The sequence below is a fragment of the Streptomyces sp. NPDC099050 genome, assembly GCF_044759865.1.
Taxonomy (GTDB): Bacteria; Actinomycetota; Actinomycetes; order Streptomycetales; family Streptomycetaceae; genus Streptomyces.
The window spans coordinates 60,874-80,697 of record NZ_JBIWAE010000021.1 but is presented as its reverse complement, the minus strand read 5'-3'; the positions used below and the strand labels follow the sequence as shown (position 1 = coordinate 80,697).

Sequence of the window (19,824 nt, the reverse complement as noted above, 5' to 3'; positions counted from 1 at the left end):
CGTTGCCGGGGACCGGTCCCCGGGCCCCCCCCCCCCCCCCGCCGGCGGGGCGGGGGGGGGCCGGGGGGGGGGGGGGCGGGGGGCGGGGGGGGGGCCGGGGCGGGGGGCGGGGTGGGGTGTTGGCCTGGACTGCATGATTTAGGCGCCCTGTCCCTTGCTTCGACAGTGATGCCGAGTAGGGCGCCACAAATCACGCTTTACGTCCCGGCCAACACCCCACCCCGCCCCCGTCCCCGACCCCGGGCCCGCAGCCCCCACCGACCCCGGTTTGGGGGAACATCCAGTCCCGGCCGCGCCCTTTCAGCCTGTCCGGCGTTCAACGGGCGCAGTGGGGGGTTGCTTCGTGCAGTGGTGATGTCGTTCTGGTGTCACTGTGGTGTCAGTGGTCTGAGCAGCTGGTTTGGGTGCTGCGGTGTCGCCTCGTCGGGGAGTGGTGCCACATTGGCTCGACATGGCGCCATTGCTGTGCCATGCTGTGCGACATGGACCTCACGCCCTACGTCACCACCCTCCGCCAAGAGCTCGCCGTCGCCGCCGAGGCCGGCGGCGACGAAGCCCGCAAGCTGGCCGAGCGGCTCACCGCTCCCCTGGAGTCGGCGGCCCGGCTGACGCTGCTCAATGTGCTCTCCGCCGCGATGGACGAGATCACCCGCGAACTCGCCCCCGGCTCGGTCGACGTACGGCTGCGGGGGCTCGACCCCGAGTTCGTGGTGACGGTGCCCGCCCGCGAGAGTCACGCTCCCGCGGAGCCCGCCGCCGAACCGCTCGCGCCGCAGGCACCCGCCGACGGCGACGAGGGCGGCACCGCCCGCGTCAACCTGCGCCTGCCGGCCCACCTCAAGGCCCGTGCCGAGGAGGCCGCGAGCCGCGAGGGGCTGTCGGTCAACGCCTGGCTGGTGCGCGCCGTATCGGCCGCGGTCGACGGCGGCGCGAGGCCCCGTACGGCCGAGAAGTCCCAGAGCGTGGGACAGAGCTTCACGGGCTGGGTCCGCTAGCCCGGCGCCATCACCGCATCAGTTCGCCCTACACCACGTCCCACCAGCGGGGACGCCCGGAAGACCCAAGAGGACGGGACAGCCATGCCTTCTTTCGACACCTCCGAAGCGATCTCGGTCACCGCGTACGTGGAGGCCGGCTCCATTCAGTTCACCGCGGGCGACCGCCTCGACACCGTCGTCGCGGTGCGGCCGCGGGACCCGAAGCGCGACAAGGACGTACGGTCCGCCGAGCAGACCGAGGTCGCGTACCGCAGCGGTGTGCTGACGGTCCGGACGCCCAAGTCCAACCCGTTCGGCAAGCCCGGCATCGTCGACGTGACGGTCGAACTGCCCACGGGATCGCACGTTGACACGACCGGCTCCTGGACCCAGGTGCTCGGTGAGGGGCGGCTCGGCGAGGTCCGGGTGAAGACCTCGTCCGGCGACGTGCGGCTCGACACGACCGGCCCGCTCAAGCTGACCGCGTCGCACGGCTCCATCACCGTGGACCGGGCCGAGGGCGCGACGGAGATCACCACCAGCTCCGGCAGCCTGCGCCTCGGCTTCGTCGACGGCCCCGCCGTCCTGAAGAACTCGCACGGCACCACGACCGTCGGCGCCGCGACCGGCGAGCTGCGGGTGAGTGGTGCCAACGGCGACATCGAGATCCGGCGCGCCGAGGACTCGGTCACCGCCAAGACCGCCCACGGCACCCTGCGGGTGGGCGAAGTCGCCCGCGGCACCGTGGAGCTGGAGACCTCCTACGGGGCCATCGAGATCGGCGTCCGTGAGGGCACGGCCGCCTGGCTCGACGTCAGCTCGGGCTCCGGCCAGGTCCGCAATACGCTCACCTCGTCCGGGAGCCCCGAGGGGCCCGGGGACACCGTCAAGGTCCTCGCCCGGACGAAGTACGGCAACATCGACATTCGTCGCGCGATCGCCGCCGGGGCCTGACCCCTCCCCGTCATCGCGCTTCCCCTCCCGCCACTTCAGTCTTCGAATGGAGGGCTCCATGCCTTCTTCTGTCATGTCCACATCAGGTGAAGCGGTCCCGGCCGCCGTCTCCACGGTCGGTCTGCGCAAGTCCTACGGAGACAAGACCGTCCTCGCCGGCATCGATCTGAGCATCCCGGCCGGTTCCGTGTTCGCACTGCTCGGGCCCAACGGCGCGGGCAAGACCACCGTCGTGAAGATCCTGTCCACGCTCATCACCGCCGACGGCGGACAGGCCCGGGTCGCGGGCCACGACCTCGCGGCCTCTCCCGGCGGGGTGCGCGCCGCGATCGGTGTCACGGGGCAGTTCTCGGCGGTGGACGGGCTGATCACGGGTGAGGAGAACATGCTGCTGATGGCGGATCTGCATCACCTGTCGAAGCGGGAGGGGCGGCGGGTCGCCGCCGAGCTGCTGGAGCGGTTCGACCTGGTGGAGGCGGCGAAGAAGCCGGCCTCGACCTACTCCGGCGGGATGAAGCGCCGGCTCGACATCGCGATGACGCTGGTGGGTGATCCGCGGGTGATTTTCCTGGACGAGCCGACGACGGGTCTTGATCCCCGGTCCCGGCACAACATGTGGCAGATCATCCGGGAGCTGGTCTCTGGTGGCGTCACCGTCTTCCTCACCACGCAGTACTTGGAGGAGGCCGATCAGCTTGCCGACCGGATCGCGGTGTTGAACGGCGGCAGGATCGCGGCCGAGGGCACCGCCGAGGAGCTGAAGCGGCTGATCCCCGGAGGCCACGTACGGCTGAGGTTCTCCGACCCGGCCGCGTACCGGAACGCCGCCGCCGCGCTCGGCGAGGTCACCCGGGACGACGAGGCGCTGGCGCTGCAGATTCCCAGCGACGGCAGCCAGCGCGCGCTGGCCTCCCTCCTCGGCCGGCTGGACTCGGCCGGAGTCGAGGCGGACGAGCTGACCGTGCACACCCCCGACCTCGACGACGTGTTCTTCGCCCTGACCGCCTCCACCCACCAGACCAAGGAAGACGTCCGATGAGCTCTCTCTCCTTCGCGGTCCGCGACTCGGCCACCATGCTGCGCCGCAACCTCCTGCACGCGCGGCGCTATCCGTCCCTGACGCTGAACCTGCTGCTCACCCCGGTCATGCTGCTCCTGCTCTTCGTCTACATCTTCGGCGACGTGATGAGCGCCGGCCTCGGGGACGGCGGCGGGGGCCGCAGCGAGTACCTCGCCTACCTCGTCCCCGGCATCCTGATGCTGACCATCGGCGGCACGACGATCGGCAGCGCGGTGTCCGTCGCCACGGACATGACCGAGGGCATCATCGCCCGCTTCCGTACGATGCCCATCCACCGCGGGTCGGTGCTCATCGGGCACGTCGTCGGCAGCGTGATCCAGTGCGTGATGAGCGTCGTGCTCGTCGGGGCCGTCGCGGTGGCCATCGGCTTCCGGTCCACGGACGCCACCGCCGTGGAATGGCTGCTGGCGCTGGGCCTGCTCGCGCTCGTCTCCCTGGCGCTCACCTGGATCGCGGTCGGGATGGGCCTGACCAGTCCGAACGCCGAGGCGGCCAGCAACAACGCGATGCCGCTGATGATCCTGCCGCTGCTGTCCAGCGCGTTCGTGCCGGTCGACGCGATGCCGGGCTGGTTCCAGCCGGTCGCCGAGTACCAGCCCTTCACCCCGGCCATCGAGACCCTGCGGGGCCTGCTGCTGGGCACCGAGATCGGCAACAGCGGGTGGATCGCGGTGGCCTGGTGCCTGGGGCTGGCCGTGCTCGGTTACCTCTGGTCCAAGTCCCTGTTCCAGCGCGACCCGAAGTAGGGGTTGAAGGTGGTGGCTAAGCGATGGGGATGTCCGCCCCCACCGACGCGGGCGCCCGCCTCGGCGACGTCCGGTGCCCCGCGCTGATCGTCGAGGGCACCCTCGACTGCGACTGGGCCGACCCGGCCGCCGAGGGCGCGGCCATCGTCGCCGAACTGCCTGCGGGGCGCGGCAGCCTCGTGATGATCGAGGGCGCGGGCCACTACGCCCACGCGCAGTTCCCCGCCGAGACCGCCGCGGCCATCGTGTCCTTCCTGAAGCAGGCCGCCCGTGCCTAGGGCCTCGCTCTCGGCCGACGCGGTGGTCGACGTGGCGCTGGGCCTTGTCGACGCGGAGGGGCCGGCGGGCCTGACCCTGTCGGCGGTGGCGGGGCGGGCGGGCGTGGCGACGCCCTCCCTCTACAAGCACGTACGCAACCTCGCCGAACTCCGCGACCTCCTGACGGCGCGGATCATGAACGAGATGGCGGACGAGATCGGGGTGGCGGTCATCGGACGCTCCGCCGACGAGGCGATCCGCGCGTTCATGACGGCCTGGCGCGGCTACGCCCTGCGCCACCCCCACCGGTACGCGGCCCTGCCGCACAGCCCCGAACCGCGGACGGCCGAAGCCGCGGAACGCCTGCTCACCGTCCTCTTCGCCACCTTGCGCGGCTACGGCCTGGAGGACTCCGCGGCCGTCCACGCGGCCCGCTGCCTGCGCGCCGCCGCCCACGGTTTCGTCTCCCTGGAGACGGGGGGCGGCTTCGCCCTCCCCGAAGCCCTTGACGAGAGTTATGCCCTCCTGACGCACATGATCGTCACGGGCCTGAACACACCCCGCGCCCCGCACTGACCCGGGCTCCGTACCGGCGGCCGCCCGGTCCGGGGCCGGGTCCAGCGCTCCCTCCTCCCGGGCGTCATCCGTGCCGAAGCGGGCCCCCGGATTGTCGGCGCAGACCTCGGCGAGGGAGCCGACCTGCTCACGCAGACCACGATCCGCATCCCGCGGGCCATCGCGTCGAGTGCGCGCAGGAGGGCCTGCAACTCCGTCTCACTCATGGTCATTCCGCCATCCTGACGACCGGCAAGGGCCGAAGGTGGCGGCTCAGGAGGTCGAGCGGCGGCGGGGTGGCTGTGCGGACTCCACGAATTTCGCGAGGCGCCCCTCCACCAGCAGGGTCAGGGCCTCCACGAACGGCTCCCGCATCCCCTCGGGCAGGGCGGCGAGCACGCTTTCGTGCGTGCTCTCGACGACCTCGTCCGACCGGGAGAGCAGGGCCCGGCCCTTGTCGGTGACCGCGATGATCCTGGCCCGCCGGTCCACCGGGGAGGGTGTACGGACGGCGAGGCCCTCCTTCTCCAGCTTGTCGGTGATCACGACCATCGTGGTCTTGTCGAGGCCGACCGCGTCCGCGATCTGACTCTGCGTGAACTCACCCTCCAGCGCCCGGTGCAGCACGCAGTGGGTGCGCGGAGTCGCCCCTACTTCGGCGAGGTTCGCCGTCATCTCGGTCGCCAGCGAGTGGCCGGCCCAGTTGAGCAGGAAGCTGAGGTCCGCGGTGGGCGTCGTCGTCATGGGCCGAGTGTAACCAATCTGCTTCCGATCCAGAACATTTCGGATCAGAAGTGTCTGGACTGTTCGGTTCTGAAAATTAAAATCCTGGACTCGATAATAAAGAACGGAACTATGTAGTACGGTCCTACTGCGGACCTACCGCGGTCCCCCTCTTCCTTTCGCCTGCCCAAGGAGCTTCCGTGACCACGAACACCCGCCTCGTCGACACCACCACCTCCACCGCCACCGCCTCCGCCACCTGGCGTTCGCGGCTCCTGGCGGTCGTGGGGGCCGCGGCCGGCGCCGCCGTTGTCTTCCTCGCCGGCAAGGCCGGTGGTGTCGCCCTCGCCGTGGACCATAACGACGGCAAGGGGCCGGTCGACCTCGCCCTCGGCAGCTTCCTCGGCTCCGCCGCGGGCGCCGCCCTGCTCGGCTGGGCCTTGCTGGCCCTGTTGGAGAAGTTCGTCCCGGTCGCGTCCCGGAAGATCTGGACCGCCGTCGCCTCCGTGGTGCTCCTCGCCTCGCTGGCCCTGCCGTTCGGCGTCGAGGCCGCCAGCGGTACGAAGATCCTCCTGGCGCTTACGCACCTGACCGTCGGCCTCGTGGTCGTCTTCGGCCTGCGCCGCGATGCGGGCCCGGTCCGGGGCTGAGGGGGCGCGGGTCCGGCCTCGATCAGGCGGGCCGGGTGGGGGCCCGTGGCGGGACGAGCATGCGCTCGGGGCCGAGGCCGCTCGCGCGGGTGTCCTCGTACAGGGTGGTCTCGCCGTCGCTCCAGCGGACGAGGAGGTCGTCGGTGAGGCCGTCGCCGGTGTACCGGCCGGCGGTCATCAGGACGCTGTGGGTCCAGGTGCGGTTCGGACCGCGCAGGCGCCGTTCGCTGCCGAGGCCGCGGGTGCTGATGCCCGGGTGGCTGCCGAGGGCGCCGTTGGACCAGCGGACCATCAGGTCCCACTTGCGGTTGCCGGAGAACTGCCCGGCGGCGAGCAGGGCCGCGCCCTTCCAGGCCGGGCCGGGCCCTTTGAGGCGGTGCTCCCGGCCGAAGGTGCCGGCGCCCACGGCGGTGTGGAGGGAGACCTCCCCGTCGGACCAGCGGACCACGAGGTCGGTGACGTAGTGGGACGCGTTGAAGCGTCCGGCGCTGATCTGGGCGGCGTGCTTCCAGACGGATCCGGCCGGGGCCATCCCGGTGGCGCGGCCCAGCCCGTGGGAGCCGACGTCGCCGTACAGGGTCATCCGGCCGTCCTTCCGGCGGACCAGCAGGTCGAACTGGTCCGAGCCGGTGAAGTCGCCCGCGGTGACGGCGGCGACGTCCTTCCAGCCCGCGTTCGGTGCCATGAGCCGGCGCTCCGGGAGGAAGCCGCCGCGGCCGTCCCCGGGGAAGAGGGTCACCTCGCCGTCCGTCCACACCACGAGCAGGCCGGCGCGGCCGCTGCCGGTGAAGTCGCCGGAGGCCATGGCCCTGGCATGGGTCCACAACGCGCCGGAACCGGGCAGCGGGAAGCCGGCCGGGGAGCTCCGGTAGGGAGGCCGGGAGAGGGTGGCGGGGTCGCGGCCGGAGGCGGCGTCCTGGTACAGGTCCCGGGCCTCCTTGCCGTACAGCGGTGCGTACGTCACCCAGGAGTCGTTGCCGCCGCCGTGGTGGCCGCCGGTGTTGCCGATGACCTTGCCGGTGCGGCGCGCGGGGTCGTAGTCCTTGATCCAGGGGCCGCCGGACACGCCGCCGTAGAAGCCCTTGCACACCATCCGCAGCTGCCGGAAGCCGCTCAGCCGCGTGGTGGGCACCTCGCACCGGACGGCCTGGTGCGCCTTGTTCACGCGCGAGGCGGACGGGTAGCCGACCACGGTGACCTTGTGCTCGTACGTGCTGACGGGCGTGAAGGTCAGGGCCCCGGTGAGGTTCTCCACGCGGCCCTTCGCGTTCGGCCCGACCAGGACGAAGGCGAAGTCCAGGTCGGACACGGCGGCGCTGCCGTGCGACCGGTAGCGGGGGTCCGTGTAGACGCCCCCGGCCCTGACCGGGAAGATGCCGAACGGCTGGGCGGCGGCGGTCCTTCCGTGGCGGTAGCGCGGCACGAACACGGCGTGGTTCGCCGGGCGGCGCATGCCGGCCGCGCAGTGCGCCGCCGTGAGCACCATGTTCCTGCCCGCACTGCGGACGACGCTGCCCGTGCAGGAGGTGTCCGCCGTGCCGATCCCGGTCTGCCGGTAGAAGAAGGTGCCCACCATGGGCATGCCGTCGAAGTGGATGCCGGCCGGGATGGCGGAGGGCGCGCGTGCACCGACCGCGGCGCGGCTCCGGACGGCGTCGACGGGCACGGCCGCCGCCATCCGCCCGGCCGTCCAGTAGGCCTCCGCGGAGCGGACCCCGTCGGGCCCGCCGGGACCGGGCCCGGCGCCCGGTACGGCCGCGAGCACGCAGGCGGCGGAGGCGGCGGAGAGGGCGGAGAGGGCGGAGACGGCGGAGAGGGTGAACCATCCGGATGCCAAAGAACCTGCCCGCCTTCTGCGTGAGGTCGATCCCGCGGAACGCCGAGCCGGCCGGCGAGCCGTCGACGGACAAGAACGAGACCACACGGGCACGCCGGGGACGCGGACCGGCGCGTTCGCCGCGCTGACGCTGCTCCGGATGCCCCGAGACCGCCGGTGCCCGAGGCCGGGGCGCGGATCCTGCTGCCGGGCGCGGCTCCGACTTCTGGTGCGGGGCGCGGTGGGCCGGCCCGGGGCATGACCGCCCGGCGCCCCGGAACGGTGTCCCGCGCCCCGGACAGCGACCACTTCGTGCGGCTGGGCGACCCGGAGGGCTTCGCGACCGCCGTACGGGAGTTCCCGGTACCACTCCCTCACCGTGGAGGAGCTGCCCGAGGACGTCTTCGAGGCCACCGCGTGGGCGCCGGGCGGCATCCTCATGGGCCTGCGCCACCGCGAACGCCCGCTGTGGGGCGTGCAGTTCCACCCCGAATCCATCAGCAGCGAGCACGGACCGCTGATGATGCGCAACTTCCGCGAGCTCACGGCCCGCTGGCAGGAGCGGCACCCCGCCGCGCGGCCCCTCGCACCGGCCGCTCCCGCGGCCGCGCCCGCCCGACCGGCCCCGGGCCGGCACCTGCGCGTGCTCACCGAGCGGCTGCCCACCGCATGGGACCCCGAGATCGTCTTCGACGAACGGCCCGCGTGGCCACGGCCGACGTCGCGGCCGGCACGGTCACCGTCGTGTCCGAGCGGGACGGCGTCGGCAGCGCGCGGGTCGAGCGGCGTCCCTTCTTCGACTGGATCGACGAGGACCTGAAGTCCCTGCGGGTGGACCTGCCCGACCGGGCCGAGAACCCCTGCAACTTCGCCCTCGGCTGGGTCGGGTACCGCGGGTACGAACTCAAGGCCCAGTGCGGCGCGGGCCCGGTCGTGCACCGCTCGGAGCAGCCCGACGCCACGATGGTGCTCGCCGCCCGAGCCACCGCCGGGCGGCTGCGCGCCCTCGCCGGCAAGGCGGCGGACACCGAGGTCCCCGCGCAGCCCGTGGACGCCGGGGACCTGAGCCTGCGCCACGACCGGGACGCCTACCTGGACCGCATCCGGCGCAGCCAGGAGGACATCGCCGCCGGCGAGACCTACGAGGTCTGCCTCACCAACGAGCTGCGCAGCGAGGCGAAGGTGGACCCCTGGGAGGGGTACCGCTTCCTGCGCCGCACCAGCCCAGCGCCGTGGAGTGCGTGCGCACCGCGCTCCCGGGCGGCTCCATGACGGGCGCCCCTAAGATCCGCACCATGCAGATCATCGACGAACTGGAGGAGGGTCCGCGCGGGGTGTACTCCGGCGCGATCGGCTCCTTCTCGCTGTGCGGCGGCGCCGACCTCGGCATCGTCATCCGCACCGCGGTCGTGACCGAGGAGGGCATCCGCTACGGCGTCGGGGGCGCCATCGTCGCGCTCTCCGACCCCGCGGACGAGTACGAGTACGAGTACGAGTACGAGTACGAGGAGACCATCACCAGGACCACCCCGCTGCTCCGCCTCCCCGGCAGGGGCTTCCCCGGCCGCGACGGGGCGGCGGCGTCGGGAGCGGCGTCGGGGGCGGCGTCCGCCGAGCCTGCGGTGTCCCGTTGACCGCGCCGGGCCGGGCCGCCGAACGGCTCTTCGCGCTCACCCCGTACGGCGCCCTGCGCGAGGTCCCCGCGACGGACGCCCCGGGCACGCTCCTCGCCGCGGACTCCTGGCTGGTCGCCGACGGCCGGGTCCGCGCCCTGGCCCGGCACCGCCACCGCTTCACGGCGACCTGCGCCGCCGCCGGAGTGCCCGGCACGCTCCTGGACACCTTCTGGACCGGCATGGCCGCAACCCTGCCCCGGGAGGGGGGCCGCTGGTTCCCGCGCGTCGAGCTGGAAACCGCGTCCGCCGGCGCGACCCCGGACACGGTCCTGCCCGGCGGCCACCGGCTGCTGTACCGGCTGCGCCCCGCGCCCGCGCTCTCCACGACGGCCAGGGTCTGGGGGCTGGCCGTCCGTGACCCGCGCCGGACGCCCCGTCACAAGGGGCCGGACCTGGGCGCCCTGGCCGCCGTCCGCTCCAGGGCCGCGGCCGCGGAGGCCGACGAGGCGCTCCTGGTCACCGCGGACGGGGTGGTGCTCGAAGCGGCCAACTCCTCGGTCCTGTGGTGGGAGGAGGACGTCCTGTGCCATCCGCCCGCCGAGCTCCCCGTTCTCCCCGGGGTCACCGCCGCGCTGCTGCTGGAGCGGGCGGCGCGCACGGGCGTGAGCGTACGTCCCGCCCGGCGCAGGCTGTCCGCGCTGGCCGGGCGCGAGGTCTGGGTGGCCAACGCCCTCCACGGGCTGCGCCCCGTCACCGCCTGGACGGGAGGCTCCCTCCCGGCCGGCGCCCCGGTGCGCGCCGCCGCGTGGCAGAGCTGGCTGGACGAGCTGCGGACCCCGCTGTCGGCGTGATCCCGCTGTCGGTGTGATCCGGCCGTCGGTGTGATCCGGCCGTCGGCGCGATCCCGCTGTCGGCGTGATCCGGTTTCCGGCGTGACCGCGTTTCCGGCGTGAGCGCTCCGGTGGCGCCGGTTTTGCCGCGCACATGCCGGTCGCCGATGCCGGAGGCCATTCCCGCGGAAAGGACCGAACCAACGGCTGCGGAGCCGAATTGCCTTTCCCGCCGGATCCGGTCGGGAATTCGGCCTCCGCCGTTATTCGGCGGCCGCGATCGGCTGGAGCCGGCGGGGGATCGTAGAACCGGCCGGATCGGTCCGGGCCAGGTCACCGGAGAGCACGGCCTGGTGCAGCTGCTGCAGCGGAGCGGACGGCTCCAGCCCCAGTTCGCGTACGAGGGAGGCCCGCAGCTTCTGGTACGCCTCCAGGGCGCGCCAGCCCCCGCCCGAGCGGTGCAGGGCGCGCATCAGCTGCCCGCAGAAGCCCTCGTGGAGGGGGTGGCGGGCCGCCAGCACCCGCAGTTCGGGGATCACCTCGGCGCAGCGGCCGAGCCGGATGTCGGCCTCGATGCGCCGCTCCAGGGCGGCCGTGCGCTCCTCGTTGAGCTGGAGCACCTCCAGTTCGAGGATCGACCCCGCGCGTACGTCCACCAGCGCCGGGCCCTGCCACAGCGCGAGCGAGCGGCCGAGCAGATCGGACGCGGCACGGTAGTCGCCGATGTCGTAGGCGGCCCGGCCCTGCCCCGCGAGCCGCTCGAACTCGTGGGCGTCGACCTGCCCCGGAGGCACCTGGAGGAGGTAGCCGCCGAACCGGGTGACCAGGACCTCCTTGGCGTCGAGCCCCGGGTCCCGCTCCAGGGCGCCGCCGATCTTCCGGCGCAGCTGGAGGATGTACGTCTGCAGCGTCGTGGTGGCGCTGCGGGGGATGTCCTCGCCCCAGATCTCCTCCATCAGCGTCGGCACGGTGACGACCCGGCCGGCGTGCAGAGCGAGCAGGGCCAGCAGTTGCCGGGGCTTCGTGGCGGTCGGAACGACCGAGACGCCGCGCTCCTGGGCAGTGAGCGAACCGAGTACTTTGATCTCCATCTGTGCGCTCTCCCTCATCGCGGGCCACGGACGCCGGACAGTGTGCGACGACCCCTGTGGAGTCTGGCAATCAGCCTCGCAGCAGAGGCCTCGGCGGCCCAGTGAGGTGCGCACGAGGTGAATCATGAAAATGTCATACGCGTCCGGTGAACGTGGCACTGCCGGTCCCGTGAGGTCCCCCTCCAGACTCTCGTCCCAGGCAGACACCAGTGCAGCACCATTGGTCTCAGGGGGAAGTCATGAACGTGGCCCAGGAACTCTTCCGCTTCGCGGAACTCGCCGCCCGTACCGCTCTGGAGCCGAAGCTCGGCCGGCGCTTCGACGCCGACCCGGCAGGAGTCCTGCTGGAGTTCGGACTCGAAGCCCGGGGACTGGACTGGACGTCCGGAGCGACCCTCTCCATCGACGACCTCAGCACCGTCACCGGTTCGCTGTCCAGCTGCCTGCGGTGCACCGCCTGCGCCGGCGGCAACCTCACCGACCAGGCCGACCTCCAGGTCGCGGTATGACGCCCCCGCCCGAGGCCCAGGCGGGCCCCTTCGTCGCCTTCAAGCGCCACGTGCGGGCCGAAGCGGTCCCGGGCGAGGCCGCGTTCGTCCTGTCCGACCAGGGCGTGACGGTCCTGCGCGGAGCCGGGATAGAGAGCCTCGTCCCGCTGCTCGACGGCAGCCACACCCTGGACGCGTTACTCAGGGCCGCCTCGCGGACCATGCCGGTCGCCGAGGTGGGGCGGGCGCTGCGGAGCCTCGCACAGGCCAATCTGGTCGGGTACCGACACGGCGGAGCCGACACCGCCGGCGCCGCCCCGGCCTGCGGGGACACCGCCCTGGCCCAGGCCTACTGGGACCGGGCGGGCCTCGACGGGTACGAGGCGACGGCCGAGGTCGGCACGGCGCCCGTCGCGGTGATCCCGGTCGGCGGGGTCGACGCCGCCGCGGTCCGCGCCGCCTGCGCCGCCTCCGGGCTCAACGCCGTGGACGAGCACGCCGACACCCCGCTGGCCCTGGTGGTGTGCGCGGACTACCTGGACCCCGGGCTGCGGGCCGTCTCCGAGCGGCTGCGCCGCCAGGGCCGGTCCTGGCTGCTGGCCAGGCCGTTCGGCGCCGATCCCTGGACCGGACCGTTCTTCTCGCCATACGCCGACGGACCCGACGGACCCGACCGACGGCCCGACGGACCCGACAGACCCGACGGGCCCTGCTGGTCCTGCTTGGCGCACCGGCTGTCCGAGCACCGCGCCGGGGAACTTCCCGTACAGCGCGCCCTGGGCCTGGACGGGCCGGCGCCCAGACCGGCCCCGACCCTCTCGGCCGTACGGTCGCTGGGTCTGCAGTGCGCGGTGCTGGAGCTGTCCAAGTGGCTCGCGGGACTGCGCTACCCGGAGCAGCGCTCCGTGTGCGTCCTGGACAGCCTCAACCTGAGCACCGCCCACCACACCGTGCTGCGCCGCCCGCAGTGCCCCGACTGCGGGGACCCCTCGCTGGTCGCCCTGCGGACGGCGCGGCCGCTCGCGCTGGCCTCCCGGCCGAAGGCGGAGGGCACCGGCAGCAACGACCGGGCCGTCTGCGCCGAGGGCATCCTCATCGAGAACCGCCACCTCATCAGCCCGGTCACCGGCATCGTGACGAACGTCCGCCCGGTCCCGGGACTGCCCGATGGACTGCACGCCTACGACTCCGGTCACAACCTCGCCCTGCGCGGGCATTCGCTGGCCGGGGTCCACCAGGTCCTGCGGGCCCGCAGCGGGGGCAAGGGGGCGACCGCCACCGAGGCCCGGGCGAGCGCGCTGTGCGAGGCGGCGGAACGGTACAGCGCCGCCCGCCAGGGCGACGAGCTGGTCATCCGGGACTCCCTGTCCGGGCTGGGCTCCGCCGCCGTCCACCCCAACACGTACCAGCTGTTCGACGAACGGCAGTACGCCGGCCGGGAGCGCTGGAACGCCCTGCAGCCGCCCTTCCACCGGGTGAGCCGGCCCTTCGACCCCGACGCCGGCACCGAGTGGACGCCCGTGTGGTCGCTCACCGCGGGGGCGCACCGCCTGCTGCCCACCTCGACCCTCTACTTCGACACCGGCGCGGGCGCCTCCCGCGACGGCCTGTGGGCCGACTCCAACGGCAACGCCGCGGGCGGCAGCCCGGAGGACGCCGTGGTCCAGGGCGTGCTCGAACTCGTCGAGCGGGACGCCGTGGCGCTGTGGTGGTACAACCAGCTGCGCCTGCCCGGCCTCGACCTGGACTCCTTCGACGAGCCCTGGCTGGCGGCCACCCGGTCGGCCCTCGACCGGTCCGGTCACCAGGTCTGGGCCCTCGACCTCACCTCCGACCTGGGAATCCCGGTCGTGGCGGCCGTTTCCCGGCGCACGGACGGGCCCGCGGACGAGTACGTCTACGGCTTCGGAGCCCACCTCGACCCGCGGCTCGCGCTGCGCCGGGCGGTCACCGAGATGGTGCAGATGCTGCCGGCCCCCGGCGGTTCCGGTACGGTCCTGCCGGGCCAGCCGCAGCTCTTCGCGGACCCGGCGCAGTCGCCGCGGACCCCCGCGTCCTGGCGGTACGCCGGACGCAACGCCGACCTCCTCGACGACGTCACGCACCTGCGGACCCTGCTGGAATCGCACGGGATGGAGCTGCTGGTCCTCGACCAGACCCGGCCCGACGTGGGCATACCCGTGGTCAAGACGCTGGTGCCCGGACTGCGCCCGTTTTACGCCAGGTTCGCTCCCGGACGCCTTTTCGAAGTGCCCGTGCGTCTCGGTCAGCGGAATGCGCCCACCGCATTCCGTGAACTCAACGAGGTTCCGCTGCCGTTGTAGAAGGCCTTGCCGAAGCCCTCGTGGACGGCCTTCCAGATCCCCCTCTAGATCAGCTCTCTGCTACCTCTCCGATCTTCGCCGGGCTCGGCATATAGTGCGGACTCGGACCCTCTCGTTTTCCTACCGAGGAGTGAGCATATGACGGGCCGTTTCCGGACTGCGGACAACGACCTAGCTCAGGGGAACGGGCAAGCGGAAACCAAGAATCCGGACAAGCGGCGGGTCACCGACGTGCTCGCCCCGCGCCTCGCGCAGGGCATCGTGGTCACCGTCCTGTCCGGGTACGCGATCGTCACCCTGCTGAACGTGGAATACGCGCTGCGCGACCAGCGGCGCCAACTCCTCGTCTGCGCGGCGGCGGTCCTGGTCCTCTACGGCCTCCAGCTGGTCCTCACCTCGCCCAAGGCCCGGCACTGGTCCACCGGCCGCAAATGCGCCGCCCTGGGTGTGCAGTTGTTCCTGACCTTCCTGCCCCTGGTCTGGCTGAACGTGCTGTGGGGCAGCGTGGCGGGCCCCCTGAGCGCCTCGGTCCTGCTGCTCGCACCGCCCAGGATCGCCTGGCCCTCCTTCGCGGCCATCTCGGGCGTGGTGCTGTGGTGGGCGGTGGGTCAGGGCGTCACCGTGCTGGACCTCGCGTACGCGGTCATCTCCACCGCGCTGACCGGACTGGTGATCTACGGCCTCACCCGGCTGACCGACCTGGTCAAGGAAGTGCACGAGACCCGTGCGGAGATGGCGCGGATGGCCGTCATCCAGGAACGGCTGAGGTTCGCCCGGGACCTGCACGACCTGCTCGGCTACAGCCTCTCGGCGATCTCGCTGAAGTGCGAGCTGATCCAGCGGCTCGTCGTCAACAACCCCGAGCGGGCCCGCGAAGAGGTCGTCTCCGTGCTCGGGGTGTCCCGCCAGGCACTCGTCGACGTACGGGCGGTGGCCCGGGGGTACAGCGACATGTCGCTGGCGGCGGAGGCCGTCTCGGTGGCCGACGTGATGGCCTCGGCCGGAGTGGAGGCGGACGTCGACATCGACTGCGGCCGGCTGCACCCGCTGGTGGACACCGTGCTGGCGACCGCCCTGCGCGAGGGCGTGACCAACATCCTCAGGCACAGCAAGGTGCAGTCCTGCACCATCAGGGCCGCGGTCGTCGACGGGGAGATGGTGGAACTGGTGATGGAGAACGACGGGGTGGTGGCCGCCGGGCTCGCGGACCCCGTGGACCGGGGCAGCGGTCTGGGCAACCTGGCCACGCGGCTCACCGCGATCGGCGGGACCCTGACCGCGGGCGTCGAACCGGGGAGCCGGTTCCGGGTGACGGCGAGGGCGCCGATGAGACCGGTCGCCCCCGACTCCCCGGACACCGTCGGGCCACAGGGACGCGGGTACGTCGGGAGCGCGGACACGGCGTCCGTCGCATCGCTGGAACGTCGAGCCGGCTGAAGCGGCGCGAGCCGACCGGCACGAGGGGTATACGGGGGAACAACCATGCTGTCGCTGCTTCTTGCCGAGGACGTCCACATGGTCCGCGGCGCACTCATCGCCTTGCTCGAACTGGAGCCTGACTTCCAGGTGGTCGCCTCCGTGGACCGGGGTGACCTCATCGTGGCCTCCGCGCTCGAATCGCGTCCCGACGTCGCGATCATCGACATCGACCTGCCCGGGATGGACGGGCTGACCGCGGCCGCCGAACTGCGCGAACGCCTGCCCGCCTGCCGCACGCTGATCCTCACGAGCCTCGGCAGGCCCGGCACCCTGCGCCGGGCGATGGCCGCCCGCGTCTCGGGGTTCCTGCTCAAGGACTCCCCGCCGGCCCGGCTCGCCCAGGCCGTACGGGCCGTGGCCAACGGACAGCGGGTGATCGACCCCGATCTCGCCCTGAGCGCCTGGGAGGCCCTGGACAATCCGATATCCCCGCGCGAGACCCAGGTGCTCCGGCTGGCCGCCCGGGGAGCCGACGCGGGTGAGATCGCCGAGCAGCTCTTCCTGAGCGAGGGCACGGTACGCAACTACCTGACGGCCATCGTGGACAAGCTCAACGCCCGCAACCGGATCGACGCCATCCGCATTGCCGAGGAGGCGGGCTGGATCCCGTAGGGGCAGCATCCCGTAGGGGCTGGATCCCGCAAGGGCAGCATCCCGCAAGGGCCGGACGCGCGACGGACGGGAGTCCGCGGCTCAGGCGACCCGCAGCACCCGGGTCGACTCCTCGCCGACCTCCGCCGCGGCGGACAGCCCCGCCAGCCGGCCGCGGTAGCCGTCGCCCGCGCGCACCCGCGCACAGGCCTCGGCGTCCAGCCACCACAGCACGCCCAGGTAGGACCGGGGATCGGCGGCCGAGCGGAGCAGATCGCTGCCGCCGAAACCGCTGTCCGACACGCACTGCGCGACCAGGGCGCCGAAGTCGAGCTCGAACTGCTTCGGCGGGCCGTCGAGCACGGCCCGGACCAGTACGACGTGGGCGGCGTCCGAGAGCTCGCCCCCGACGGTCATCCGTCCGACGGTGACCATCAGTTCGCTGGTGGAGACCGTGCCCGGACCGATTCCGGGATGCCGCAGCGGCGACGGCCCCTCCTCGTGCCCGTCCTCGTGCGAGGCCTGGAGCAACCGGTCCAGGGTGCTCCACTGGTCGAGGTGGACGTAGCTGCCGGGGCGGTCCGGGCAGGCGGCCGTCACGAGTGCCTCGAAGCCCTTGGCGGACTCCCGGTGGCGTGCGTAGTCGACGAGTGCCCGCTCGAACGAGGAGGGATCCCCGGTCGTGGTCATCCGCTCGACGACCGTCACCTGCCGGCCGCGCTCTCGCTGGGACATCGGCGGCTCCCCTCCTGCTCCGTGCACGGCATAACCGGTGCATTGTCGGCACACACCGCTAGAGCGCCGATGGAACCGGGTCCCCGGCGGGCCCCCGCGACCGTCCCCACGGGCCCCACGGCAGGTTTTCACCAGCCGTGTCGAACTTCTGCCGCTCCCTTGCCGATCGGCTGGCCGTCGCTCGCGCACGCTGGTGGACAGGAGCCGGGAACACGGCGCCCGACGGCCTCCGGGACGGGGCAGGGGAGGACGACGCGTGAAGAAGGTGCACTTCGCGGGGACGCACCGGGTCCGCCACCCCGAGGAGACCTGGGCCCGCCTCGGCGAGCTCCGCGATTCCTTCGGGATCACCCGGATCGCCGATGTCACCGGCCTCGACACCCTCGGCGTCCCGGTCGTCGCCGCGGTCCGGCCCGCCGCCCGGACCCGGCCGCTCGCCTACGGCCGCGGAGCCACCCCCCTGCTCGCCCGGATCTCCGCCGTCATGGAGTCCGTGGAGCTCTGGCACGCCGAGTACGCCTGCCCGCCCGCCGAAGTGCTGCGCACGCCCGCGCGCGAACTCCCCCTGCCCTACGACGTACGGGCCCTGCCCCTGCGGCCCGGCAGCCTGCTGAGCGAACACACCCCGCTGGACTGGGTGATCGGCGCCGACCTGGTCACCGGCGCCCCCGTACCCGCCCCCCGGGACTGTGTCGCCGCGGGCGACGAGACCGGCGCCGAGTGGCGGCCCCCGCTGCTGCACACCACGGCCGACGGGCTGGCCGGCGGCAACAGCTACGAGGAGACCGTGGTCCACGCGCTCTACAAGGTGATCGAGCAGGACTGCGCCCTCGCCCCGGCCGCCCCGGCCGTCGCCCCGTTCGGCCTCGACACCACCGGTCCCGTCGACCCGGCCGGCGTCGACGATCCGCTCTGCGCCGAGGTCCTCGCCCGCCTCGCCGCCGCCGGAGTCCGGGTCACCCTCACCCGCCGGGCCAACCGCTGGGCGCTGCCCTGCTTCTCCGTGGGCCTGTGGTCGAAGTCCTTCCCCGTGCCCGTCACCGCCGTCGGCGTGCACAGCGACCCCGGCATCGCGCTGGGCCGCGCCCTGACCGGCGCCGCCCGCGACCGGCTGCGCGCCCTGGTGGGCGACGGCCCGGCCGCCGCGTCCCCGGCCCGCGCCAGGCCGCCGCGCGCCCCCCGCCCCGCCGGGGCGTCCGCGGGGCGGCTCCTCGACTGGCGGGAGGCCTCCGCCCACGCCGCCGAATTCGCCGAGGACACCGACGAGATGCGCTGGCTCGCCGGCCTGGTCACCGCGGTGACCGGCCACCGCCCGGTGGCCGTGGACCTCAGCACCGAAACCGACTTCCGTGTCGTCAAGGTCGTCGCCGCGGGCCTCACCGGCCCCGCCGCCGGCCCCGCACGCCTGCCCGGGGAGCGCCGTTGACCACCCATGTGTTCGTCGGAGCAGCCCTCGACGCCGGCGAGGCCCGCGCCGCGCACCCCGGGGCGGTCCTCCACCCGCCGGCCCGCCACGGCGATCTGCTCGCGCTGGGCACCGGGCCCGGGGACACCGTCGTGCTCCTCGACGGCGTCCAGTCCCACGGCACCCCGGTGTCCCACGAGGAGATCCTCGACCTCCTCGCCGAGGACACCCGGGTCGTCGGCGCCGCCGGGTTCGGCGCCCTGCGCGCCGCGGAACTGTGGCCGTACGGCATGCGCGGCATCGGGCTCGTCTTCGGCATGTACGTCCAGGGCACCCTGGACGGCGACGCCGAGGTCGCCGCGCACCGGCCCACGCACACCCACGCGCACCCCACCCTCGCGCTGGTCACCCTGCGCTGGACGGTGGCCAACGCCGTCACCGACCGGCTCCTCGACGCCGCCACCGGCGACACCCTCCTCGACCTCGCCGGCTCGCTGCACTGCGGCGAACGCTGCTGGCCCGCGCTGATCCGGCTGGCCGGCGAGCACGCGCCGAGCACCGGCGAGGCCGCGACCGCGCTGCGCGCGTACGCCCTGCGCACCCGCTCCACCACCGATCTCCAGCGCGTGGACGCCCTGCTCGCGCTGTCCTGGCTGGCGCAGGAATCGCCCGGGACCGATGCGGCGTCCCCACCGGAACCGCTGCTCGTACCCGCCTGGTTCCTCGCGCCCACGAGCCGCCGCGCGCAGTGGCGCAGCACCTTCCGGCCCACCCCGGGAGCGCGGCGCCACCCCGCCGTCCGCGCGTCCGACGTGCTCCGCTTCCAGCAGCTCTACGCTCCCGACTTCCCCGCCCGCTACCGGGGCTTCGCCCTGCGCCGGATCGCCGGGCAGCTGCTGCCGGTGGGGGAGTCGGAGCTGGAGACCTGCGCGCTGGAGTCCGCCGCCCGGGCAGGCATCACCGCGGACCTGCTGCCCGCCCAGGCGTGGGAGCACTGGCTGACCCCCGGCGAGCGCCGCTCCGGAACCCCCTGGCACCGGCTGCTCACCCTGCTCGTCCGCTCCTTCCGCAGCGCCCCGGGGGACGCCCCCTTCCACGGAGTGCCCGCGGAGCTGCGCCGGGCCGACGCGGTGTGGGCGGCGAGCACCAGCGCGGTCGCCGCCGTCGACCGGCTGGGCGAGGCCGCCGCGGCGACGGGACGGGGGACCGCCGGGCCGGGGACCGCCGGACCGGGAGCGACCGGACCGGGGACGACCGGAGCGGGGCGCGGTGCCCGCCGGATCCCGGTGCGCGAGGTCCGCGGACACCTGCGGGAGATCTGGGGTTCCGGCAGCCCGGCGGCCCTGCAAGCGGCGGCCCGCGACCGGGGCTTCGGCTCCCTGGCCGAGGCCGAGGAAGCGGCCCGCCGCTTCATGCCCCTGCGCGCGGCCCGGGCGGTCCCCGCCGCGGACCCGAGCCCGTGACCGCGCGGGTGCGCCGCACCCGGCGGGCGTCGGCCCAGGTGG

Annotated in this window: 19 protein-coding genes and 2 pseudogenes; 17 read left to right on the top strand and 4 right to left on the bottom strand. The window is 73.5% G+C overall.

Going from position 1 to position 19,824, the window contains the following annotated elements; all coding sequences use genetic code 11:
• The first annotated feature begins 482 nt into the window (after positions 1-482).
• The 6 genes and pseudogenes from ACIQV3_RS30200 (at position 483) to ACIQV3_RS30175 (ending at position 4,592) form a co-directional block, all read left to right on the top strand.
• The gene (locus ACIQV3_RS30200; RefSeq protein WP_403717409.1) at positions 483-995 is read left to right on the top strand and encodes a toxin-antitoxin system HicB family antitoxin; all 513 of its coding nucleotides are present in this window, start codon (positions 483-485) and stop codon (positions 993-995) included.
• An 84-nt stretch (positions 996-1,079) separates the two neighbouring features.
• Positions 1,080-1,931 (top strand): DUF4097 family beta strand repeat-containing protein, encoded by an 852-nt coding sequence (locus ACIQV3_RS30195; RefSeq protein ID WP_403717407.1) that lies wholly within the window; start codon positions 1,080-1,082, stop codon positions 1,929-1,931.
• Between the two features lie 58 nt (positions 1,932-1,989).
• Positions 1,990-2,970 carry an ATP-binding cassette domain-containing protein gene (locus tag ACIQV3_RS30190; RefSeq protein WP_403717405.1) on the top strand — a complete coding sequence of 327 codons (981 nt, stop codon included), beginning with the start codon at positions 1,990-1,992 and terminating at the stop codon, positions 2,968-2,970.
• Positions 2,967-3,758, top strand: coding sequence for an ABC transporter permease (locus ACIQV3_RS30185; protein WP_403717403.1), 792 nt, complete (start codon positions 2,967-2,969; stop codon positions 3,756-3,758). Before ACIQV3_RS30190 ends, ACIQV3_RS30185 begins: the two co-directional genes overlap by 4 nt.
• A 20-nt stretch (positions 3,759-3,778) precedes the next feature.
• Positions 3,779-4,036, top strand: a pseudogene (locus ACIQV3_RS30180) (alpha/beta fold hydrolase); the annotation flags it as partial.
• A complete protein-coding gene (locus ACIQV3_RS30175; protein ID WP_403717401.1) occupies positions 4,029-4,592 on the top strand; it encodes a TetR/AcrR family transcriptional regulator in 564 nt (187 codons plus the stop codon). The pseudogene ACIQV3_RS30180 and the gene ACIQV3_RS30175, both read left to right, overlap by 8 nt.
• Positions 4,593-4,844: 252 nt before the next feature.
• Here the strand turns inward: ACIQV3_RS30175 and ACIQV3_RS30170 are convergent, their stop codons facing one another.
• Positions 4,845-5,315 carry a MarR family winged helix-turn-helix transcriptional regulator gene (locus ACIQV3_RS30170; protein ID WP_403717399.1) on the bottom strand — a complete coding sequence of 157 codons (471 nt, stop codon included), beginning with the start codon at positions 5,313-5,315 and terminating at the stop codon, positions 4,845-4,847.
• A 179-nt stretch (positions 5,316-5,494) separates the two neighbouring features.
• Here ACIQV3_RS30170 and ACIQV3_RS30165 point away from each other — a divergent pair, with 179 nt between their 5' ends.
• Complete coding sequence (locus ACIQV3_RS30165; RefSeq protein ID WP_403717397.1) at positions 5,495-5,944, top strand: DUF6069 family protein; 450 nt, start codon at positions 5,495-5,497, stop codon at positions 5,942-5,944.
• A 22-nt stretch (positions 5,945-5,966) separates the two neighbouring features.
• Here the strand turns inward: ACIQV3_RS30165 and ACIQV3_RS30160 are convergent, their stop codons facing one another.
• Positions 5,967-7,781 (bottom strand): trypsin-like peptidase domain-containing protein, encoded by a 1,815-nt coding sequence (locus ACIQV3_RS30160; protein ID WP_403717395.1) that lies wholly within the window; start codon positions 7,779-7,781, stop codon positions 5,967-5,969.
• A gap of 331 nt (positions 7,782-8,112) precedes the next feature.
• Here ACIQV3_RS30160 and ACIQV3_RS30155 point away from each other — a divergent pair.
• From ACIQV3_RS30155 to ACIQV3_RS30140, 4 genes and pseudogenes are all read left to right on the top strand, one after another.
• Positions 8,113-8,580, top strand: a pseudogene (locus tag ACIQV3_RS30155) (hypothetical protein); the annotation flags it as partial.
• Complete coding sequence (locus ACIQV3_RS30150; RefSeq protein ID WP_403717393.1) at positions 8,505-9,032, top strand: chorismate-binding protein; 528 nt, start codon at positions 8,505-8,507, stop codon at positions 9,030-9,032. The pseudogene ACIQV3_RS30155 and the gene ACIQV3_RS30150, both read left to right, overlap by 76 nt.
• 23 nt (positions 9,033-9,055) lie before the next feature.
• A complete protein-coding gene (locus ACIQV3_RS30145; protein WP_403717391.1) occupies positions 9,056-9,394 on the top strand; it encodes a chorismate-binding protein in 339 nt (112 codons plus the stop codon).
• The gene (locus tag ACIQV3_RS30140; RefSeq protein ID WP_403717389.1) at positions 9,391-10,227 is read left to right on the top strand and encodes an aminotransferase class IV; all 837 of its coding nucleotides are present in this window, start codon (positions 9,391-9,393) and stop codon (positions 10,225-10,227) included. Before ACIQV3_RS30145 ends, ACIQV3_RS30140 begins: the two co-directional genes overlap by 4 nt.
• A 242-nt stretch (positions 10,228-10,469) precedes the next feature.
• Here the strand turns inward: ACIQV3_RS30140 and ACIQV3_RS30135 are convergent, their stop codons facing one another.
• Positions 10,470-11,297, bottom strand: a complete 828-nt coding sequence (locus tag ACIQV3_RS30135; RefSeq protein WP_403717386.1) for a BTAD domain-containing putative transcriptional regulator — start codon at positions 11,295-11,297, stop codon at positions 10,470-10,472.
• 239 nt (positions 11,298-11,536) lie between these two features.
• Here ACIQV3_RS30135 and ACIQV3_RS30130 point away from each other — a divergent pair, with 239 nt between their 5' ends.
• From ACIQV3_RS30130 to ACIQV3_RS30115, 4 genes are all read left to right on the top strand, one after another.
• On the top strand, positions 11,537-11,806 hold the full coding sequence (locus ACIQV3_RS30130) for a hypothetical protein (protein ID WP_403717384.1): 270 nt from the start codon (positions 11,537-11,539) through the stop codon (positions 11,804-11,806).
• Positions 11,803-14,109: a TOMM precursor leader peptide-binding protein gene (locus ACIQV3_RS30125; RefSeq protein ID WP_403717382.1), complete on the top strand. Its 2,307-nt coding sequence runs from the start codon at positions 11,803-11,805 to the stop codon at positions 14,107-14,109. Before ACIQV3_RS30130 ends, ACIQV3_RS30125 begins: the two co-directional genes overlap by 4 nt.
• A 138-nt stretch (positions 14,110-14,247) precedes the next feature.
• Positions 14,248-15,546, top strand: a complete 1,299-nt coding sequence (locus ACIQV3_RS30120; RefSeq protein ID WP_403717380.1) for a sensor histidine kinase — start codon at positions 14,248-14,250, stop codon at positions 15,544-15,546.
• 45 nt (positions 15,547-15,591) lie between these two features.
• Positions 15,592-16,200 (top strand): DNA-binding response regulator, encoded by a 609-nt coding sequence (locus ACIQV3_RS30115; RefSeq protein WP_250745316.1) that lies wholly within the window; start codon positions 15,592-15,594, stop codon positions 16,198-16,200.
• A gap of 81 nt (positions 16,201-16,281) precedes the next feature.
• Here ACIQV3_RS30115 and ACIQV3_RS30110 read toward each other — a convergent pair whose 3' ends face one another.
• On the bottom strand, positions 16,282-16,914 hold the full coding sequence (locus tag ACIQV3_RS30110; RefSeq protein WP_403717377.1) for a hypothetical protein: 633 nt from the start codon (positions 16,912-16,914) through the stop codon (positions 16,282-16,284).
• A gap of 256 nt (positions 16,915-17,170) precedes the next feature.
• Between ACIQV3_RS30110 and ACIQV3_RS30105 the strand changes: the two genes are divergently transcribed.
• A complete protein-coding gene (locus ACIQV3_RS30105; RefSeq protein ID WP_403717375.1) occupies positions 17,171-18,340 on the top strand; it encodes a YcaO-like family protein in 1,170 nt (389 codons plus the stop codon).
• Positions 18,337-19,782 (top strand): TfuA-like protein, encoded by a 1,446-nt coding sequence (locus ACIQV3_RS30100; RefSeq protein WP_403717372.1) that lies wholly within the window; start codon positions 18,337-18,339, stop codon positions 19,780-19,782. The genes ACIQV3_RS30105 and ACIQV3_RS30100 overlap by 4 nt, the downstream gene beginning before the upstream one ends.
• Positions 19,783-19,824 lie beyond the last annotated feature (42 nt).

Coding starts and splice junctions, on each gene's coding strand:
- ACIQV3_RS30200 (WP_403717409.1), top strand. CDS start 483: ATGGACCTCACGCCCTACGTCACCACCCTCCGCCAAGAGCTCGCCGTC.
- ACIQV3_RS30195 (WP_403717407.1), top strand. CDS start 1,080: ATGCCTTCTTTCGACACCTCCGAAGCGATCTCGGTCACCGCGTACGTG.
- ACIQV3_RS30190 (WP_403717405.1), top strand. CDS start 1,990: ATGCCTTCTTCTGTCATGTCCACATCAGGTGAAGCGGTCCCGGCCGCC.
- ACIQV3_RS30185 (WP_403717403.1), top strand. CDS start 2,967: ATGAGCTCTCTCTCCTTCGCGGTCCGCGACTCGGCCACCATGCTGCGC.
- ACIQV3_RS30170 (WP_403717399.1), bottom strand. CDS start 5,315: ATGACGACGACGCCCACCGCGGACCTCAGCTTCCTGCTCAACTGGGCC.
- ACIQV3_RS30145 (WP_403717391.1), top strand. CDS start 9,056: ATGCAGATCATCGACGAACTGGAGGAGGGTCCGCGCGGGGTGTACTCC.
- ACIQV3_RS30135 (WP_403717386.1), bottom strand. CDS start 11,297: ATGGAGATCAAAGTACTCGGTTCGCTCACTGCCCAGGAGCGCGGCGTC.
- ACIQV3_RS30130 (WP_403717384.1), top strand. CDS start 11,537: ATGAACGTGGCCCAGGAACTCTTCCGCTTCGCGGAACTCGCCGCCCGT.
- ACIQV3_RS30125 (WP_403717382.1), top strand. CDS start 11,803: ATGACGCCCCCGCCCGAGGCCCAGGCGGGCCCCTTCGTCGCCTTCAAG.
- ACIQV3_RS30120 (WP_403717380.1), top strand. CDS start 14,248: ATGACGGGCCGTTTCCGGACTGCGGACAACGACCTAGCTCAGGGGAAC.
- ACIQV3_RS30115 (WP_250745316.1), top strand. CDS start 15,592: ATGCTGTCGCTGCTTCTTGCCGAGGACGTCCACATGGTCCGCGGCGCA.
- ACIQV3_RS30110 (WP_403717377.1), bottom strand. CDS start 16,914: ATGTCCCAGCGAGAGCGCGGCCGGCAGGTGACGGTCGTCGAGCGGATG.